Annotated in this window: 15 protein-coding genes and 1 tRNA gene; 12 read left to right on the top strand and 4 right to left on the bottom strand. The window is 61.0% G+C overall.

Translation table 11 applies throughout. The features are described from left to right. The first annotated feature begins 2 nt into the window (after positions 1-2). The 6 genes from BM267_RS05285 to BM267_RS05310 all read left to right on the top strand — a co-directional run bounded on the left by BM267_RS05285 (position 3) and on the right by BM267_RS05310 (position 7,710). The gene (locus tag BM267_RS05285) at positions 3-815 is read left to right on the top strand and encodes a symmetrical bis(5'-nucleosyl)-tetraphosphatase (protein ID WP_074777534.1); all 813 of its coding nucleotides are present in this window, start codon (positions 3-5) and stop codon (positions 813-815) included. A 54-nt stretch (positions 816-869) separates the two neighbouring features. Further along, positions 870-1,190: a thiosulfate sulfurtransferase GlpE gene (gene glpE, locus BM267_RS05290; protein WP_074777532.1), complete on the top strand. Its 321-nt coding sequence runs from the start codon at positions 870-872 to the stop codon at positions 1,188-1,190. 409 nt (positions 1,191-1,599) lie between these two features. After that, positions 1,600-3,522 (top strand): PrkA family serine protein kinase, encoded by a 1,923-nt coding sequence (locus tag BM267_RS05295; RefSeq protein ID WP_036989139.1) that lies wholly within the window; start codon positions 1,600-1,602, stop codon positions 3,520-3,522. 30 nt (positions 3,523-3,552) lie between these two features. Further along, the gene (locus BM267_RS05300; protein ID WP_036989138.1) at positions 3,553-4,827 is read left to right on the top strand and encodes a YeaH/YhbH family protein; all 1,275 of its coding nucleotides are present in this window, start codon (positions 3,553-3,555) and stop codon (positions 4,825-4,827) included. Further along, positions 4,824-6,377, top strand: coding sequence for a SpoVR family protein (locus BM267_RS05305; protein WP_074777530.1), 1,554 nt, complete (start codon positions 4,824-4,826; stop codon positions 6,375-6,377). The genes BM267_RS05300 and BM267_RS05305 overlap by 4 nt, the downstream gene beginning before the upstream one ends. Before the next feature lie 94 nt (positions 6,378-6,471). Further along, positions 6,472-7,710, top strand: coding sequence for a multifunctional CCA addition/repair protein (locus BM267_RS05310; protein WP_074777528.1), 1,239 nt, complete (start codon positions 6,472-6,474; stop codon positions 7,708-7,710). A gap of 201 nt (positions 7,711-7,911) precedes the next feature. Here the strand turns inward: BM267_RS05310 and folK are convergent, their stop codons facing one another. Together folK and folB are read right to left on the bottom strand one after the other, a co-directional pair. Further along, the gene (gene folK, locus BM267_RS05315; RefSeq protein WP_074777527.1) at positions 7,912-8,475 is read right to left on the bottom strand and encodes a 2-amino-4-hydroxy-6-hydroxymethyldihydropteridine diphosphokinase; all 564 of its coding nucleotides are present in this window, start codon (positions 8,473-8,475) and stop codon (positions 7,912-7,914) included. Continuing rightward, the gene (gene folB, locus BM267_RS05320; protein WP_036989133.1) at positions 8,472-8,834 is read right to left on the bottom strand and encodes a dihydroneopterin aldolase; all 363 of its coding nucleotides are present in this window, start codon (positions 8,832-8,834) and stop codon (positions 8,472-8,474) included. The genes folK and folB overlap by 4 nt, the downstream gene beginning before the upstream one ends. Positions 8,835-8,889: 55 nt before the next feature. Here folB and plsY point away from each other — a divergent pair, with 55 nt between their 5' ends. Beyond that, positions 8,890-9,474 (top strand): glycerol-3-phosphate 1-O-acyltransferase PlsY, encoded by a 585-nt coding sequence (gene plsY, locus BM267_RS05325; protein ID WP_036989132.1) that lies wholly within the window; start codon positions 8,890-8,892, stop codon positions 9,472-9,474. Here plsY and tsaD read toward each other — a convergent pair whose 3' ends face one another. Then, positions 9,475-10,506 (bottom strand): tRNA (adenosine(37)-N6)-threonylcarbamoyltransferase complex transferase subunit TsaD, encoded by a 1,032-nt coding sequence (gene tsaD, locus BM267_RS05330; protein ID WP_036990157.1) that lies wholly within the window; start codon positions 10,504-10,506, stop codon positions 9,475-9,477. Between the two features lie 228 nt (positions 10,507-10,734). Between tsaD and rpsU the strand changes: the two genes are divergently transcribed. From rpsU to BM267_RS05355, 5 genes are all read left to right on the top strand, one after another. After that, positions 10,735-10,950, top strand: a complete 216-nt coding sequence (gene rpsU, locus BM267_RS05335) for a 30S ribosomal protein S21 (protein WP_036989131.1) — start codon at positions 10,735-10,737, stop codon at positions 10,948-10,950. A 250-nt stretch (positions 10,951-11,200) separates the two neighbouring features. Beyond that, positions 11,201-13,090: a DNA primase gene (dnaG, locus tag BM267_RS05340; protein ID WP_074777525.1), complete on the top strand. Its 1,890-nt coding sequence runs from the start codon at positions 11,201-11,203 to the stop codon at positions 13,088-13,090. A gap of 89 nt (positions 13,091-13,179) precedes the next feature. Beyond that, positions 13,180-15,042: an RNA polymerase sigma factor RpoD gene (gene rpoD, locus BM267_RS05345; RefSeq protein ID WP_074777523.1), complete on the top strand. Its 1,863-nt coding sequence runs from the start codon at positions 13,180-13,182 to the stop codon at positions 15,040-15,042. A 174-nt stretch (positions 15,043-15,216) separates the two neighbouring features. After that, positions 15,217-17,598, top strand: coding sequence for a penicillin acylase family protein (locus tag BM267_RS05350; protein WP_074777520.1), 2,382 nt, complete (start codon positions 15,217-15,219; stop codon positions 17,596-17,598). A 114-nt stretch (positions 17,599-17,712) separates the two neighbouring features. After that, positions 17,713-17,789 (top strand) — tRNA-Ile (locus tag BM267_RS05355). An 18-nt stretch (positions 17,790-17,807) separates the two neighbouring features. On the opposite strand, the gene BM267_RS05360 is transcribed toward BM267_RS05355, so the two are convergent. Then, on the bottom strand, positions 17,808-18,983 hold the full coding sequence (locus tag BM267_RS05360) for an MFS transporter (RefSeq protein ID WP_074777518.1): 1,176 nt from the start codon (positions 18,981-18,983) through the stop codon (positions 17,808-17,810). Between the last annotated feature and the right edge of the window lie 116 nt (positions 18,984-19,099).

Consider the following 19,099-nt stretch of genomic DNA (forward strand, 5'->3'; position numbering starts at 1 on the left):
GCATGACCGTCTATGCTGTGGGAGATATCCAGGGCTGTCTCAAGCCGCTGCAATGCCTGTTACAGGAAGTCGACTTCACACCGTCGCGCGATACGCTCTGGTGTGTTGGCGATCTGGTCAACCGCGGCCCGGCCTCCCTTGATACCCTGCGGTACCTGGATAGTCTGGGCAACGCCTGCATCAGCGTACTGGGCAATCATGACCTGCACCTGCTGGCTGCGGCCTACGATGCCAAACGCCTGCGCAAATCCGACACCCTACTGCCAACCCTGCAGGCACCGGATCGGGAAAGGCTGCTAGACAACCTGCGCCAGCGCCCCCTTGCCCACATGGATACCCAGCGGGGCCTGATCATGACCCACGCCGGCATACCACCGATCTGGAGCCCGCAGGAGACGCTTGTCCTGGCAGCCGAGGTCGAGGCGGTACTGCGCTGCGACCAGCAACTGCCCTGGTTTCTCGATCAGATGTACGGCAACGAGCCGGCGTGCTGGAGCCCAGAACTGGATGGCGTCAAGCGCCTGCGGGCGATCACCAATTACCTGACCCGCATGCGCTTCTGCCGCGCTGATGGCACCCTGGACTTCAAGTCCAAGGATACCCCCGATCAGCCCCCGAAAGGGTATGCCCCCTGGTTCACCCTGCCCCGCCGCGATCCCACCATAGGCATCATCTTTGGCCACTGGGCTGCGTTGGAAGGCAAGGTGACAGTGCCCGGCATCCATGCGTTGGATACCGGCTGCGTATGGGGCAACAGCCTGACGCTGATGAATGTGGATACCGGCGAGAAGCGCCAATGCGACTGCGACCATTGACCTGCGTACCACGCCTGCCATAGCCTTGATCCATCACTTCAACGGAGCACCGCCATGAGCGACTTTCAGCGTATTTCTCCCGATACCGCAGCCCAACTGCTGGACGCCGACGCCTGCGTGGTGGATATTCGCGACCCGCAAAGCTACCAGGCCGGGCATATCAGCGGAGCCCAGCGCCTGGATAACGACAACGTCCAGCAATTTGTCGCCACCGCCGATCGTCAGCAGCCGCTGGTGGTGTGCTGCTACCATGGCAATTCCAGTCAACAGGCCGCCGCCTGGCTGGCCGGCATCGGCTTCAGCCAGGTGTACAGCCTGGATGGCGGTTTCGAGCTGTGGCAGCAGCAATTTCCCGCCCTCGTCAGCCGCGGCTGATCCCATTCCAGCCCTGCGCCTGCAAAATTTTTCTCACATCTTCTGTCACCCACGTACAAACCAACTATCCTGAAAGCAAGGCAACAATTCCAGGAGTCTCTGAGAAGCGCAGCGAGTGTAGTCATTGAGCATTCGACACGGCGAGTCCCGGTTCGATATCCACGCAAGATGACCGAGCGCAATCGTTTCCCGGAGGTTCCCTAAAGTAAAGCCGGTCTGCCGGCTTCTGATAACAAGGGGAGCATGTCGTACCGCAGCACAAGCTGCCGTCGACCCACTTCCCGGGCCTTGTCTGACAGGCGGTAACGGGGGATTTGCGCATGCCATCATCTTCGCCCTTCGCTGCGTGGCAGATGGGCTCCGATTCGGAAGCCCCGAACCTCTTTTTCAGTAACAGCGAGGTCATGTCATGAGTATATTCAGCCATTTTCAGAATCGATTCGAGACCACCCAGCAGGAGGAAATGTCCCTGCAGGACTATCTGGATCTGTGCAAGTCGGACCCCATGACCTACGCCTCCAGCGCCGAGCGCCTGCTAACAGCCATTGGCGAGCCGGAGCTGATCGATACCTCCATGGACCCGCGGCTGTCCCGGATTTTCTCCAACAAGGTGATCAAACGCTATCCAGCCTTCGCCGATTTCCATGGCATGGAAGACGCCATCGAGCACATCGTGTCGTTCTTCAAGCATGCCGCCCAGGGGCTGGAGGAAAAGAAACAGATTCTTTATCTGCTCGGGCCGGTTGGCGGCGGTAAGTCGTCCATCGCAGAAAAGCTCAAGGCGTTGATGCAACAGGTGCCCTTCTACGCGATCAAGGGCTCACCGGTGTTCGAGTCGCCCCTGGGACTGTTCAATGCCGCCGAGGATGCCCATATCCTCGAAGAGGACTTCGGTATTCCGTCGCGTTACCTGAATGGCATCATGTCGCCCTGGGCGGTCAAGCGCCTGCATGAATTCAACGGCGATATCAGCCAGTTCCGGGTGGTCAAGCTGTACCCCTCGATTCTGCAGCAGATTGCCATTGCCAAGACCGAGCCGGGTGACGAGAACAACCAGGACATCTCCGCGCTGGTGGGCAAGGTGGATATCCGCAAGCTGGAAGAGTTTCCGCAGAATGACCCGGATGCCTACAGCTATTCCGGCGCCCTGTGCCGGGCCAACCAGGGCCTGATGGAATTCGTCGAGATGTTCAAGGCTCCGATCAAGGTGCTGCACCCGTTACTGACGGCCACCCAGGAAGGCAACTACAACAGCACCGAAGGTCTCGGCGCCATTCCCTTCAACGGCGTGATCCTGGCTCACTCCAACGAATCGGAATGGCATACCTTCCGCAATAACAAGAACAACGAAGCTTTCATCGACCGAATCTATATCGTCAAGGTGCCCTACTGCCTGCGCGTCAGCGATGAGATCCAGATCTACCAGAAACTGTTGACCAACAGCTCGCTGGCCAGCGCCCACTGCGCACCCGATACCCTGAAGATGCTGGCCCAGTTCAGCGCCCTGTCGCGGCTCAAGGAGCCGGAAAACTCCAACGTCTACTCGAAGATGCGCATCTATGACGGCGAAAACCTGAAGGACACCGATCCCAAGGCCAAATCGATCCAGGAGTATCGTGACACCGCCGGGGTCGACGAGGGCATGACCGGGTTGTCCACCCGCTTCGCCTTCAAGATCCTGTCCAAGGTCTTCAACTACGACAATACCGAGGTGGCGGCCAACCCGGTGCACCTGTTGTATGTACTGGAGCAGCAGATCGAACAGGAGCAGTTCCCGGCCGAGGTCAGCGAGCGCTACCTGCGCTTCCTCAAGGAATACCTGGCACCGCGCTACGTCGAATTCATCGGCAAGGAAATCCAGACCGCCTACCTTGAGTCCTACAGCGAATACGGTCAGAACATCTTCGACCGCTATGTACTCTATGCCGATTTCTGGATTCAGGATCAGGAATACCGCGATCCGGATACCGGCGAGATTCTCGACCGCGCCGCTCTCAGCGAAGAGCTGGAGAAGATCGAGAAGCCCGCAGGCATCAGTAATCCCAAGGACTTCCGCAACGAGATCGTCAACTTCGTGCTGCGCGCCCGCGCCCACAACAACGGCAAGAATCCCAGTTGGCTGTCTTACGAGAAGTTGCGCGTCGTGATCGAGAAGAAGATGTTCTCCAATACCGAGGACCTGCTGCCGGTCATCAGTTTCAATGCCAAGGCATCCACCGAGGATCAGAAAAAACACAACGACTTCGTCACCCGGATGGTCGAACGAGGGTATACCGAGAAGCAGGTGCGCCTGTTGTCGGAATGGTATCTGCGGGTACGCAAAGCGCAGTAATGGCAGCCGCGAGCTACCCCGGAGGGGCCTATGAGTTATGTGATCGACCGTCGTCTGAACGGCAAGAACAAGAGCACGGTCAACCGCCAACGCTTTCTGCGCCGCTATAAGGCGCATATCAAGAAGGCAGTGGAAGAGGCGGTAGGCCGCCGCTCTATTACTGATATCGAGCATGGGGAGCAGATCAGCATCCCCGGCCGGGATATCGACGAACCGATTTTCCACCACGGTCCAGGAGGCCGGCAGACCCGGGTCTTTCCCGGCAACCGCGAATTCTCTACCGGCGACCGTATCGCCCGCCCCGAAAGCGGGGGTGGCGGCGGTGGAGGTGGCAGTCAGGCCGGCAATTCCGGTGAAGGAGAAGATGACTTCGTCTTTCAGATCACCCAGGAAGAGTTCCTCGACTTCATGTTCGAGGATCTGGCCCTGCCCAACCTGATCAAGCGTCACTTGACCGGTACCGACACTTTCCGCACGGTGCGGGCCGGCATCAGCCAGCAGGGTAATCCGTCGCGCATCAATATTGTCCGCTCCATGCGCTCGGCACATGCCCGGCGGATCGCCCTGTCCGGCGGCAGCCGCGCCCGGCTGCGCGAGGCGGTCAAAGAGCTGGAGCTGTTGCACCAGCAGCAGCCGGACAACCTGCTGGACATCAAAGCGCTGGAGGAGGAAATAGAACAGCTGCGCGCCCGAATCGACCGAGTTCCTTTTCTCGATACCTTCGACCTGCGCTACAACCTGCTGGTCAAGCAACCCGACCCCAGCTCACGGGCAGTGATGTTCTGCCTGATGGATGTCTCCGGCTCGATGACCCAGGCCACCAAGGACATCGCCAAGCGTTTTTACATCCTGCTCTATCTCTTTCTGCAGCGTAACTACGAGCGCATCGAGGTGGTCTTCATCCGCCACCACACCAGCGCCAAGGAAGTGGATGAGGAGGAATTCTTCTACTCCCGGGAAACCGGCGGCACCATTGTTTCCAGCGCCCTGCGGATGATGCAGCAGATCATCGCCGATCGCTATTCACCCGCCGAGTGGAACATCTACTGCGCCCAGGCCTCCGATGGCGACAACTGGAACGATGACTCGCCGATCTGCCGCGAACTGCTGGTCCGCCAGCTCATGCCGGCCATGCAGTACTACTGCTATGTGGAGATCACCCCGCGCGAGCATCAGGCGCTGTGGTATGAATATGAACAGGTTGCCGAGCATTTCCCGGACAGCTTCGCCCAACAGCAGATCGTGGATGCGGGGGATATCTATCCGGTGTTCCGCAAGCTGTTCCAGAAGAGGATGGCCACATGACCCGTCAGCCCATTTCCACCGAATCGGAATGGACCTTCGAGCTGATCCGCGAATATGACCGCGAGATTGGCCGCATTGCCCATGACATCTACTGCCTGGACACCTATCCCAACCAGATCGAAGTGATCACCGCCGAGCAGATGATGGATGCCTATGCTTCGGTAGGCATGCCACTGGGCTATCACCACTGGTCCTACGGCAAGCATTTCCTGCATACCGAAAAGCACTACCAGCGCGGGCAGATGGGCCTGGCCTACGAGATCGTGATCAACTCCGACCCGTGCATCGCCTACCTGATGGAAGAGAACACCATGACCATGCAGGCCTTGGTGATCGCCCACGCCTGTTATGGCCATAACTCCTTCTTCAAGGGCAACTACCTGTTTCGCAGCTGGACCGATGCCGGCTCGATCATCGATTACCTGGTCTTCGCCAAGCAGTACATCAGCCAGTGCGAGGAGCGCCATGGCATCGACGCCGTGGAAAACCTGCTCGACTCATGCCATGCGCTGATGAACTACGGCGTGGACCGCTACAAGCGCCCCTACCCTGTATCCGCCGCAGAGGAACGCCGCCGCCAGCAGGAGCGCGAAGAATATCTGCAGCGCCAGGTCAACGACCTGTGGCGCACTATTCCGACCAGCCCCGATGCCAATAACAAGCAGCATGAGGAGCCACGCTATCCGGCCGAGCCGCAGGAGAACCTGCTGTACTTCATCGAGAAGAACGCGCCCCTGCTGGAGCCCTGGCAGCGCGAGGTGGTACGCATCGTGCGCAAGGTAGCGCAGTACTTCTACCCGCAGCGCCAGACCCAGGTAATGAACGAGGGTTGGGCCACGTTCTGGCATTACACCCTGCTCAATCATCTGTATGACGAGGGCAAGGTCACCGATGGCTTCATGATGGAGTTCCTGCAGTCGCACACCAGCGTCATCTACCAGCCGCCCTTCGACAGCCAGTGGTTCAGCGGCATCAACCCCTATACCCTCGGTTTTGCCATGATGCAGGATATCCGCCGCATCTGCGAAAACCCTACTGCCGAGGATCGTGACTGGTTCCCGGATATTGCCGGCAGTGACTGGCTGGAAACCCTGAAGTTCGCCATGCGCACCTTCAAGGATGAAAGCTTCATCCTGCAATACCTGTCGCCCAAGGTGATCCGCGACCTCAAGCTGTTCGCCATCATCGATGACGAGAAGGACGACCATCTGGAGGTGGCCGCGATTCATGATGATGCCGGTTACCGCCGGGTTCGTGAATTGCTGGCCGCACAGTACAACCTAGGCAACAACGAACCGAATATCCAGGTATGGGAGGTTGACCGCCGTGGCGACCGCTCCTTGTCCCTGCGCCACCAGCGACACGAAGGCAAGCCTCTGGGTGAAACCACCGAACGCATGCTGAAACATCTGCATCGCCTGTGGGGCTTCGACATCCACCTGCTGAGCATGGAAGGCGATGTCGTCAAGAGCGAGTCCCATATGCCGCCCCGCCCGGCCAGTGGCGAGCAGGCCATTCCCCGCTTCGACATGAATATTCCGCCTATCTGAGCCAGCCAGTTGGTGGCGGGCCCCTGAGTCCTCGAAGCGCAGCTGCTGGCAGCGGTGTCTTGGCCTGCCGGGCACAATGACTTAGAGTCGCGCCATGAAAACAGATCTCACTACTTACCTGGTCGGCGGCGCGGTCCGCGATCAGCTGCTGGGCGTGCCCTGGCATGAACATGACTGGGTCGTGGTCGGCGCCACGCCCGAACAGATGGTCGCGGCCGGGTTTCGCCCGGTCGGCCAGGACTTTCCGGTGTTTCTGCATCCACAGACCAGCGAAGAGTACGCGCTGGCCCGCACTGAGCGCAAAAGCGGTCGCGGCTATGGCGGTTTCACCTTCCATGCCACGCCCGACATTACCCTGGAGCAGGACCTGCAGCGGCGGGACCTGACCATCAATGCCATGGCCATGGACAGCACTGGCCAGCTGGTCGACCCCTACGGTGGCCAGCAGGATCTGCAGGCTCGACTGCTGCGCCACGTGTCCCCCGCCTTCGCCGAAGACCCCTTGCGGGTGCTACGAGTGGCTCGTTTCGCCGCACGCTATACGCCGCTGGGTTTTCGCGTTGCCGACGAGACCCTGCAACTGATGCGCGAACTCGCGGAATCCGGCGAGTTGCAGGCACTGACCGCCGAGCGCACCTGGAAAGAGATCAGCCGTGCGCTGATGGAAACCCGGCCCGATGTCTTTATCCGCGTACTGCGCGAATGTGGCGCACTGGCCGTGCTGCTGCCGGAGGTGGATTGCCTGTTCGGCGTGCCGCAACCCGAGGCGCATCATCCCGAAGTGGATACCGGCGAGCATGTGCTGCTGGTACTGCGCCAGGCCGCCGAGATGGCGTTGCCGTTGCCCGCGCGCTGGGCCTGTCTGCTGCATGATCTGGGCAAGGGCCGCACACCGGAACGGTTCTGGCCCAAGCACCACGGGCATGAAAACTCGGGGCTGGCGGCGGTCAAGGCCATCAACCAGCGCTGCAAGGCGCCGCGCGATTGTCAGGAGCTGGCGCTACTGACCTGCGAGTTCCATACCCACTGCCACCGCGCCCTGGAACTCAAGCCCGGTACCCTGCTCAAGCTGTTCAAGGCCTTCGACATCTATCGCCGGCCGGAGCGGTTCGAGCAGTTCCTCGGTGCATGCGAGGCCGATGCCCGTGGTCGTACGGGATTGGCGCAGCGCGAATACCCGCAGCCGGATTACCTGCGGGGTGCTGCCGAAGCGGCGCGCTCAGCCAATGTCCAGACATTACTGGAACAGGGACTCAAGGGCGCGGAGCTGGGTGCGGCGCTGGAACAGGAGCGGCTGCGGTTGTTGGCGGAGTATTGCCGAGCGGCCCGCTGACACTGAAACGGCGGCGTCGGAGTTGCTGGCAAGACGCTCATCGAGCTGATGCTCGACGATCCCAGGGACAGCCCATCACCTTCTGGGAGGTTCGAGCACCTCGTACCACTCCCCGCAGCCACTCCGTGCATTCCTGACACAAGGCAAGTCGCGTCGGCGCAGCGGTCTATGGAGTGTCGAGTGCCATCTCGACACAAGGGTTCAGGCCGCGCCGCTACCGGGAGCAGGATCGGCAGAGGGCAGCTGCTGACGCAGCAGCCAAGCAGGCGTCAGCGTCTGACCGTGCCACTCGAAAGCCACCGGCCAGACCTTCTGTTCGCCGCGCCACTCGCTCCACAACGTGGCGATGGTTGTATCACTGCCTGGCAACACCACCGCCGGAGCCAGCAATGCCAGGGGCCAGAGCACAAAGGCATTGCGGCGGGTCTCCGGGCGCGGCAGCAGCACACCGTCGTGTCGCCCGGCCAGCTCACCGTACAGCAGAATATCGATATCCAGGGTAATCCGCCCGGGCGAGGTCTGCTCGCGGCGGCCGCATGCGGCCTCGATAGCCTTGAGCGCAGCGTTCAGGTCAACCAGATCCAGCTGGCACTGCGCCCCGACCACCAGATTATAGAAACGCGTGCCGAGAATACCCACCGCATCGCTTTCAAACACCGGGGACAGTTCCAGCGGCCCCAGCAACTGCTCCAGGGCATCCAACCCGCGGCGCAGATGGTGCTCGCGGTCGGTATTGCTGCCCAGGCCCAGGTAGATGACTGTCATGCGCTGCGGGTTCCACGTTCGATGACCACCCCGACGCCGCCGGCAGCTTCCTTCACTGCGCCGGGTTTGGTGACGGTCAACCGCAGCCAGGGCACACTGAACTCGCTCATCACCAGGGCGGCAACCCGCTCGGCCAGCGACTCGATCAGTTCGAAGTCGGTCGCTGACACGTACGTCAGCAAGCGCTGGCTGACCGCGGCGTAATCCAGCGTCAGACTCAGGTCATCCTGCGCGGCAGCCGCGCGGATATCCCAGGCCATGTCCAGGTCGAATAGCAGGCGCTGGCGGATGCCGCGCTCCCAATCGTAGACGCCGATCACCGTCTCGACTTCCAACCCCCTGATGAACACCTGATCCACCGTTTTCTCCCATGTCGACTACAATGGCCTTTCGATCAACCCGGCCAGGGGCACCATGACCATCGAATTCAATCTGTTGCTGTGTGTGGCCTACCTGCTCGGCTCGATTTCCTTCGCTGTGCTGCTTGCCCGCCTGCGCCATCAACCTGATCCACGCAGTTTCGGCTCACGCAACCCGGGGGCCAGCAACATGCTGCGCCTGGGCAATCGCCCGCTGGCCCTGGCCACCCTGCTGGGCGACATGGGCAAGGGCGCCCTGGTTGTCTGGCTGGCCCGGCACGAAGGGCTGGAACCGGTCCAGCAGGCCTGGGTGGGGCTCGCGGCAGTGATCGGCCATATCCTGCCGTTGTATCACCGATTCCAGGGCGGCAAGGGCGTAGCCACTGCCGCCGGTGTATTGCTACTTCTGTCATGGCCGGCAGCCGCTGTGGCGGCGCTGGCCTGGCTCGGCGCCTTTGCCATCCGCAGCATCGCCTCCCTCGCCTCGCTCGTCGCCTGCGTCGTGCTGCTGCCCTGGCTGGCCTGGCACAGCCCCGAGCTGCAGATACCGGTCAGCCTCATGGTGTTGATCATTCTGCTGCGCCACCGGCTGAACATCGGTCGGCTGCTGGCCGGCACCGAAAACCGTTTCAGGTCCTGATCAATTGACGATAGACGGCAACTGCTCCAGCGGCCAGCGGGCACGTGCTTCCAGCCCCACCCCATCCTGCTGCCCGGCCATCAGCCGCTGGCAACCGGCGTAGGCGATCATCGCGCCGTTATCGGTGCAGAATTCCGTGCGAGCATAAAAGAGTTCACCCTTCAGCCCCCCGGCCATCTGTTCAAGGGAGGCGCGCAGGCGTCGATTGGCGCTGACGCCCCCCGCGATCACGAGCCGCTTCAGGCCAGTGGCCTTGAGCGCGCGCCGGCACTTGATGGTCAGGGTCTCGACTACCGCCTGCTCAAAGGCCAGAGCGACATCACTGCGGGTTTGCTCCCCGTCATCCCCCTCCGCGACACAGCGCTGCCAGGTATTCAGGGTGAAGGTCTTGAGGCCACTGAAACTGAAATCCAGACCGGGGCGATCGGTCATCGGTCGAGGAAAGACGAACCGGCCCGACTGCCCCTGCTCGGCCAAGCGGGCGATTTCCGGGCCGCCCGGGTAACGCAGCCCCATGAGCTTGGCCGTTTTGTCGAACGCTTCGCCCGCCGCGTCATCCAGGGATTCGCCCAGCAATTGATACTGACCGATGCCATCGACCCGTACCAGTTGGGTATGCCCGCCGGACACCAGCAGCGCAACGAAGGGAAATTCCGGTGGTCGGTCTTCCAGCATGGGCGCCAGCAGATGGCCTTCCATATGGTGTACACCCAGCGCCGGCACCTGCCAGGCGAACGCCAAGGCTCGGGCGAAGGCACCCCCGACCAGCAGCGCACCGACCAGTCCGGGCCCGGCGGTATAGGCGATACCATCCACTTCGCCCTCCGCCACACCGGCACGCTCCAGCACTTCACGCACCAGTGGCACCAGCCGCTTCACATGATCCCGCGACGCCAGCTCCGGCACCACGCCACCATAGATGCGGTGCAGGTCGATCTGGCTGAACAGAGCATCCGCCAGCAGGCCGCGCTCGCTGTCGTACAGCGCAACGCCGGTTTCATCACAGGAGGTTTCAATACCCAGAACACGCATGGAATCAGGTTTGCCGGTCAGCTTGGAAAAGAGGCGTGCATGATAATGCCCATGCTTCACTCAGACCAGCCTTTCCTGACCATCGCCCCGCCACGCCACGGAGGATTCCTCAAACGCATCCTCCCTTTGCATTTCTTCTCCGAAGGCGGTAACATCCGCTCCCCTTGAAATGCAATCGCTCTGATCACGGTCAGGGCTATTACCCACAGTTTTTGAGAAAGGTACGAAATGCCTGCCGTCAAAGTAAAAGAGAACGAACCCTTCGACGTGGCCCTGCGTCGTTTCAAGCGCTCCTGCGAAAAAGCTGGCGTCCTGGCTGAAGTCCGCCGTCGCGAGTTCTACGAGAAGCCCACTACCGAGCGCAAGCGTAAGGCAGCTGCTGCTGTCAAGCGTCACGCCAAGAAGCTGCAGCGCGAAAACCGTCGCCGCGAGCGTCTGTACTGAGTTCAGTTGTAATGTCCTGCAGGGCCTGATCCCAGGCCCGCCGAGCGTGCACCACGCAGCGGCATAAGGACAGAAGTAATAAGCGCACACTGGTCCGGCCTTCTGGTATTACTGGAAATGGCTGGATTTTTGTGCTGCCTGCGTGTGCTATCATCACGCCCCGATAGCCGCCTGCTCCAACGCCTGTTCCCGTTGTGGCAGACTCAGGGCCAACCCCGAATATCCACCCCATTTTTGCAAGGCAGCATGCATGGCCGGGCTGATCCCGCAGGGTTTCATTGACGATCTTCTTGGACGCACCGACGTGGTCGAAGTGGTCGGCTCGCGCCTGAAACTCAAGAAGACCGGCAAGAACTACTCCGCGCTGTGCCCCTTCCACAACGAAAAGTCGCCTTCGTTCAGCGTCAGCCCCGACAAGCAGTTCTACTATTGCTTCGGCTGCGGCGCCGGGGGCAATGCCATCGGCTTTCTGATGGACTTCGAACGCCTGGACTTTCCCCAGGCAGTGGAAGAGCTCGCCCGCCAGGCTGGCGTGGAGGTACCCCGCGAAGAGCGCAGCGACCGTCGCGGCGGCAACCGCCCGTCACGCCAGGACAGCCCGCTGTACCCGGTACTGGAGAACGCCGCTGCCTTTTATCGCCAGCAGCTGCGCCACCATGCCCAGCGCAAGCGCGCCGTGGATTACCTGCAGCAACGCGGGCTCACCGGCCAGATAGCCAAGCTGTACGATATCGGCTTTGCACCGCCCGGCTGGAACAACCTGATGGGCCACCTGGCCACCGATAATACCGAGGAAAAGGTACTGATCGAAGCCGGCCTGGTGGTGGAGAATCCCGACAGTGGCAAGCGCTACGATCGCTTCCGCGACCGCATCACCTTCCCCATTCGCGACAGCCGCGGGCGGGTAATCGGTTTCGGCGGCCGAGTTCTGGGCGACGACAAGCCGAAGTACCTCAACTCGCCCGAGACCCCGGTGTTCCACAAGGGTCGCGAACTCTATGGGCTGTACGAGGCGCGCAAGCAGAACAGGCAACTGGACGACATTCTGGTCGTGGAAGGCTACATGGATGTGATCGCTCTGGCGCAGCATGGCGTGACCAATGCCGTCGCCACCCTGGGCACAGCGACCAGCGAAGAGCATCTGAAGCGCTTGTTTCGCATCGTCAACAGCGTCGTGTTCTGCTTCGATGGCGATAACGCCGGCCGTCAGGCTGCCTGGCGCGCCCTGCAATCCTGTCTGCCGGCACTGGAAGATGGTCGCCATGTGCGCTTCATGTTCCTGCCCGAAGGCCAGGACCCGGACAGCCTGATCCGCAGCGAAGGACACGATGCCTTCCGCGCCCGCATGGTGCAGCAGGCCCAGCCGCTGACCGACTACCTGTTCCGCCATCTGGCCGAGGAGGCACCGCCGGACAGCCTGGAGGGCAAGGCCCATCTGGCAACCCTGGCGCTCCCCCTGATCGAGCAAGTACCCGGCAGCCTGCTCCGCCGCCTGCTGCGCCAGTCCCTGGAAGCGCGCACCGGCATGGATCTGGACAGCCTGCCCGCAGCGCCACCGGTCGAGCCGACCAGCGCACCGCCCATGGAACCGGGTTACGATGCCTGGGAAGGCTATGAGCGCCAGTACGACGAGACTCCCGACTGGGACAGCTCGCCAGTTACGCGCCCCAGCCGCAACCGCCGCCAACCCCAACGCCAGCGCGACACCAGCGGCGTGGAAAGCCCCGTCATGAGCGCGACCCGCACCCTGCTGCATCACCCGCACCTGGCAGGGCTGGCCAAGCAGGCGAGCCAATTGGCCAATGAGGATGACGAAGAAGCCCAGCTGCTGATCGCACTGATCGACACCCTGCAGAAGAATCCGCAGCTATCGACCATCGAACTGCTGGCGAGATGGCATGGCACCGCGCTCGGCGAGCAGCTCAATCGACTGGCCGAGAAGGAATGGATACTGAATATTGCCAGTGCCAACCTTGAACAACAGTTTTTCGACACTATAACTACACTGATGGCAAGACAAACCGACCGTCAGATCCAACACCTCCTCGACAAGTCGGCCCACACGCCACTCATCGCCGAGGAAAAACAGCAGCTGCGCGAGCTTCTGGGCAGAAGACATACACCAACTGCCGAGAACTGACAATCAGGCAAACTGGTAAGGCACCCTGATTTCAGGGTATAATCCGCAGCTTCCTTTTTTGCACACCAAGGCATCCACATAGGGTTGTTATGTCCGGAAAAGCGCAACAGCAATCCCGTCTCAAAGAGCTCATTGCCCGCGGTCGCGAGCAAGGCTACTTGACCTACGCGGAAGTCAACGACCATCTGCCTGAGGATATCTCAGATCCAGAACAGGTTGAAGACATCATTCGCATGATCAACGACATGGGAATCACGGTCTTCGAGACTGCACCCGATGCCGATGCTCTTCTACTGGCCGATAATGACGCCGACGAAGCCGCCGCGGAAGAAGCCGCAGCCGCTCTGGCCGCCGTTGAAAGCGACATCGGCCGCACCACCGACCCGGTGCGCATGTACATGCGCGAAATGGGTACCGTCGAGCTGCTGACCCGCGAAGGCGAGATCGAAATCGCCAAACGCATCGAGGAAGGCATCCGCGAGGTGATGGCGGCCATCTCCATGTTCCCCGGCACCGTCGAGGGCATCATCAGCGAATACCAGCGCATCGCCGAAGAAGGCGGGCGCCTGTCGGATATCTTCAGTGGTTATATCGACCCTGACGATGACGGCATGTCCGGTACCGACAATGCCATCGTTCCCGGTGAGACAGCCAAGCCGAAGAACGACAAGAAGGCCGACGACGAAGACGAAGAAGACGAAGAGCAGGACGACGATGACGAGGCCGAAGAAGGTGATGGCGGCCCGGATCCAGAGCTTGCCCGTCAGCGTTTCGGCGCGGTCAACGAGCAACTGCAGAAAGTCCGCAAGGCACTGAAGAAGCACGACCGCCACAGCCCGGAAGTCGTTGCCGAGCTGGAAGCGCTGGCGCAGCTGTTCATGCCGATCAAGCTGGTACCCAAGCAGTATGACGCGCTGGTTGTTCGCGTGCGCAGCACCCAGGACAACATCCGCGCCCAGGAACGCGCCATCATGCAGCTGTGCGTGCGGGATGCACGTATGCCGCGTGCCGATTTCCTGCGCAGCTTCCCCGGCAACGAGACCAACGAAGCCTGGATCGACAGCCTGCTGGCCGACAAGCCGCGCTATGCTGCCGAGCTGGAAGCGGTCAAGGCCGACGTCATCCGTGCGCAGAAGAAACTCGTCGCACTGGAAGAAGACGCCCAGCTGAGCATCGCCGACGTCAAGGACATCAACCGTCGCATGTCGATCGGTGAAGCCCGCGCCCGCCGTGCCAAGAAAGAAATGGTCGAGGCCAACCTGCGTCTGGTGATCTCCATTGCTAAGAAGTACACCAACCGCGGCCTGCAGTTCCTCGACCTGATTCAGGAAGGCAACATCGGCCTGATGAAGGCGGTGGACAAGTTCGAATACCGCCGCGGCTACAAGTTCTCGACCTATGCCACCTGGTGGATTCGCCAGGCGATCACCCGCTCGATCGCCGACCAGGCGCGCACCATCCGGATTCCGGTGCACATGATCGAGACGATCAACAAGCTCAACCGCATCTCCCGTCAGATGCTGCAGGAAATGGGCCGCGAGCCCACCCCTGAAGAGCTGGGCGAGCGCATGGAAATGCCCGAGGACAAGATCCGCAAGGTATTGAAGATCGCCAAGGAGCCGATCTCCATGGAAACCCCCATCGGTGACGACGAAGACTCGCACCTGGGTGATTTCATCGAGGACGGCGCCATGGAATCGCCGATCGATTCAGCGACCGTGGAAAGCCTCAAGGAAGCGACCCGCGAAGTACTTTCCGGCCTCACCGCCCGTGAAGCCAAGGTACTGCGCATGCGCTTCGGCATCGATATGAACACCGACCACACGCTGGAAGAGGTCGGCAAGCAGTTCGACGTCACCCGCGAGCGAATCCGTCAGATCGAGGCCAAGGCCCTGCGCAAGCTGCGTCATCCAACCCGCAGCGATCACCTGCGCAGCTTCCTCGACGAGTAAGCACACCGCAGTACCAATAGAAACGCCCGGCTTGCCGGGCGTTTCTGCTTCCAACATTCACTTCCCCGCCAAAGAAATTACGGCTGCGCTCTATGCTGCGCTTCCATCCTCGCTTATTCTGCTTCGGCAGCATCACCCAAACGGGTGTTTGAATAATAATAAGAGGAAAGGAACATGCAGCAATATAGGCAGCGTAGAAGTCTCGCTCAACTAGGATTGATCAGCACCTTTCTGATGCTGGGTGCGTGCAAGTTCGGTAGCAGTGGCGGCGGTAGCGATGCTCCCCCTCCAGCCAGTTACAAGGCCACTATCGAACGCACCACCTACGGCATCCCCCATATCACCGCCGACAATTTCGCCGGCGCAGGATACGGACACGGTTACGCCATCGCGGAGGATAACCTCTGTGTGCTGGCCGATGCCTTCCTTACCTTCCGTGGCGAACGCTCACGTTATTTCGGGCCAGATGAACCCGCCTCGCTGATGAGCACCTTCGGCTCACCCCCCAACCTGGAGGCGGATTTCTTTTTCCGCTTTGTAGTCGATGATCAACAGGTTGAGAAATTCAAGGACGCGCAATCCGAGGATGTCCGTGACCTTTTGCACGGCTTTACCGCAGGCTACAACCGTTATGTAACCGAAATACAAGACGGCGGGCATGCCGGTCGCCATGCCGATTGCCGCAACCAGGAATGGCTGATGACGGTAACCGAAGACGACCTCATGCGTCGCCTCGTTGGGCTGAACCTGGCCGCCAGCAGTGCCAACTGGGTACAGGAAATCGCCAGCGCGCAGCCGCCAGCCATCGGCGCGGCCACAATGCGCAGCCGCAGCGCACCGCAGGAATTGAATATCGATCCGGAGCGCTTCAAGCTGGGCCGCAAGGAGGGGATCGGCAGCAATACCTTCGCCTTTGGCAGCGACACTACCGAATCCGGTGAGAGCCTGCTGTTTGCCAACCCTCATTGGTTTCACCTGGGCATTGACCGCTTCTATCAGATCCACATGACCATCCCTGGAAAACTGGATATTTCCGGGGCCTCCATCATGGGCTCACCCATGATCCAGATGGGCTTCAACGACAATATCGCCTGGGCGCATACCGTCTCCACCGCCTACCGCTTCACGCTCTATCAGTTACAGCTGGCGAACGGCGATCCCACGCGCTACATCCAGGATGGCCAGGAGAAAGCGCTGGAGGCCACCGAGATCACCGTTCAGGTCAAGCAAGCCGATGGCTCTCTGGCCCCCGCCTCACGGACGCTATATCGCTCGGCCTACGGTCCGATGATCAACCTGGCAGGCATGGGCCTGCCGGGCTGGAGCGATCAGGCCGCCTTCACCCTGCGCGATATCAACCTCGAAAACACCCGAGCCTTCGAGAACTTCTTCGCCTGGAACCAGGCAGAGTCGCTGACCGATTTCTATGACATAACCAGACAGTACGTCGGCATTCCGTGGGTCAACACCACGGCCATCGGTCGTGGCGATGATCGTGCGCTCTATTCCGACATCACCGCTGTGCCCAACGTACCCGACAGCATGCTGCCCGGCTGCCTGGCTCAGCCTTATGGACCCATCGTGTTGCAGTTGGTACCAGGCCTGCCGCTATTGGATGGCAGTCGTACCGAGTGTGATTGGCGTACGGATGGCGATTCGCGGCAGCCTGGCGCCTTCGGCCCCAGCAAGCTGCCCAGCCTGCTCACCAACGACTATGTGGCGAACATGAACGACAGCTACTGGCTGAGCAATCCCGAGCAACCGCTGACCGGTTTCAACGGCATCATCGGCCGCGAGAACTACCAGCAAACCCTGCGCACGCGCATGGGTCACACCCTGGTCAGGGAACGGCTGGCCGGTACCGATGGTTTGAACGGCCACTTGGCCAGCAGCGAGAATATCCGCGATATCGTGCTCAACAGCCGGGTCTATAGCGCTGAACTGCTGAAGGACGAAGTGCTTGCCAGCGTCTGCGACGCCGGTGCGCCCGACACCGAGCAGCAGGCCTGCCAGATCCTGGCCAGCTGGAACAATACCGGCGAGATCGATGCCGTCGGCGCCCATATCTGGACCGCCTTCTGGATGAACATAGATCTGGCCCCAGGCCAGAGCCTGTATGCCACGCCCTTCGATGCAGCCGATCCGGTCAATACACCAGCGGGTCTGAGTAGCAATACCAGCGTGCAGGAAGCCGTTCGTAGCGCATTTTCCAGCGCCGTTGCGGAACTGGTGGATGCCAATATCCCGCTCAACGCCAAGTTGGGTGAGGTGCAGTTCTTCCTCAAACCGGGCAAGCAGATCCCCCAATATGGTGGCGAGGGCGAGGAAGGCTACTTTACCGTGCTGCGTAACACCTATATGCACGTGGTGGATTTCCCCGAAGGTGAACCGGTACGAGCCTATACCTTCCTGAGCAATTCCCAGTCCACCGACCCGGCCAGCCCGCACTACGCTGACTACACCGAAGCCTATGCAGACAAGAACTGGCATCGGGTGCCCTTTACCAGAGAGCAGATCGAAGCTGAACGCATTTCCAGCATCGATATCAGCGAGTAAACTCACCTGCCTGCAAGGTGCCCCGGTGCCTTGCAGGCTCCCCCACCCGCTGCCGCACAGCAGCCTAGCCAGAGCCAACCGCAGTCCGTATAATCCGCGACTGTTGTAATAAGTGGGCCTATAGCTCAGTTGGTCAGAGCAGTCGACTCATAATCGATTGGTCGTAGGTTCAAGTCCTACTGGGCCCACCATTTTGACGTTGCAGTGAATTACAACGAAGCGACAGCATCAGCCTCCGCCTCGTCCTCCGCTTTTCCCAGTCGCCAACTCATCGCCAGCACCACCAGCGCACCCACCGCCATGCAGATCCAGGCCCATTCCAGCGAGGCCATGGTGTCTCTGATGACGCCCGCCAAGAGTGGCATCAACGCTGCGATGGCATAACCACCACCCTGCACAAAAGCCAGCAACGCGCCGGCCTGGGCTGGGGAATCCGCGTGGTCCAGGGTGACGATCAGAGACAGCGGGAAGAGTGCGCCGATGCCCAGGCCCAGCAGCACAATGGCCGGCAGCATGAGCGATATGGGCGCCAGAATCAGACAACCCAGGCCCGCCAGTACAAACAGGATGACGACGGTCAGCAACGGCCGGCGGTCCGGGAAGCGGTGCACCAGGGTTGATACGGCCAGCCCGGCGACGACTTCCATGGCTGACAATGTACCGAGCAGGTAACCCGCGTGAACCGAGGTGAATCCCAGGTCGATGTAGTAGGCTGGCAACCACGCAAGGGCCAGGGTGTATGCGCTGGTGCCGATGCCGAAGAAGGCCAGCAGGTACCAGGCCCGGGTGCTACGGTAGGGCAGCACCACACGGTCCGCTGTACGCTCGCGACCGCCGGCGTAGCGTATCCAGGCGATCAGCGCCAGCAAGGCAGGAATCAGCGCGATGCCCAGCACCAGCTGCCAGCCACCGACAGCCGCCGCCGGGGCCGCTCCGGCGGCGGCTATCACCGCCCCACCCATGATGCCGGTGGTGAACAACCCCATGAGCGAGCCTGCCCGCTCGGGATGGTTTCTTTTCAGCCAGGCCGGCATCAGCGCCTGGACCATGGCGATGCCAGTGCCGGCAACGGCTGCCGAGACGATCAACCAGTTGCCTGAATCAATCACGAATCTCGCGGCGCTGGCCAGGGTGATCAACAGCATGCCGAGTGCTATTCCCCTCACCTCCCCTACCCAGCGCTGCAACCACGGACCAGCAAGAGCGCATACGCCCATCAGCACGACCGGCAATGTCGTCAACAGCCCCGCCTGGGTACTGCTGAGGCCCAGATCCCGTTGGAGTATTTCCAGCAACGGGCCGATGGCAGCCATGATCGGCCGGAGATTGAAACCAATAAGCAAGGCAAGTCCCGCAATCAGCGAGTACCGAGGAGAAGTAGACATGAATTATTTCCAGGAGGGGGAGCGCGGGCGGTACTTTAACACAGCCGGCGCGCCGGTTCTGGAGCCGCGGTGCTGATAAGGTGTAAAGCGGGGTAGGTTCCAGCGAGCCGCGTCAT

Source organism: Halopseudomonas bauzanensis (genome assembly GCF_900114735.1).
Taxonomy (GTDB): domain Bacteria; phylum Pseudomonadota; class Gammaproteobacteria; order Pseudomonadales; family Pseudomonadaceae; genus Halopseudomonas; species Halopseudomonas bauzanensis.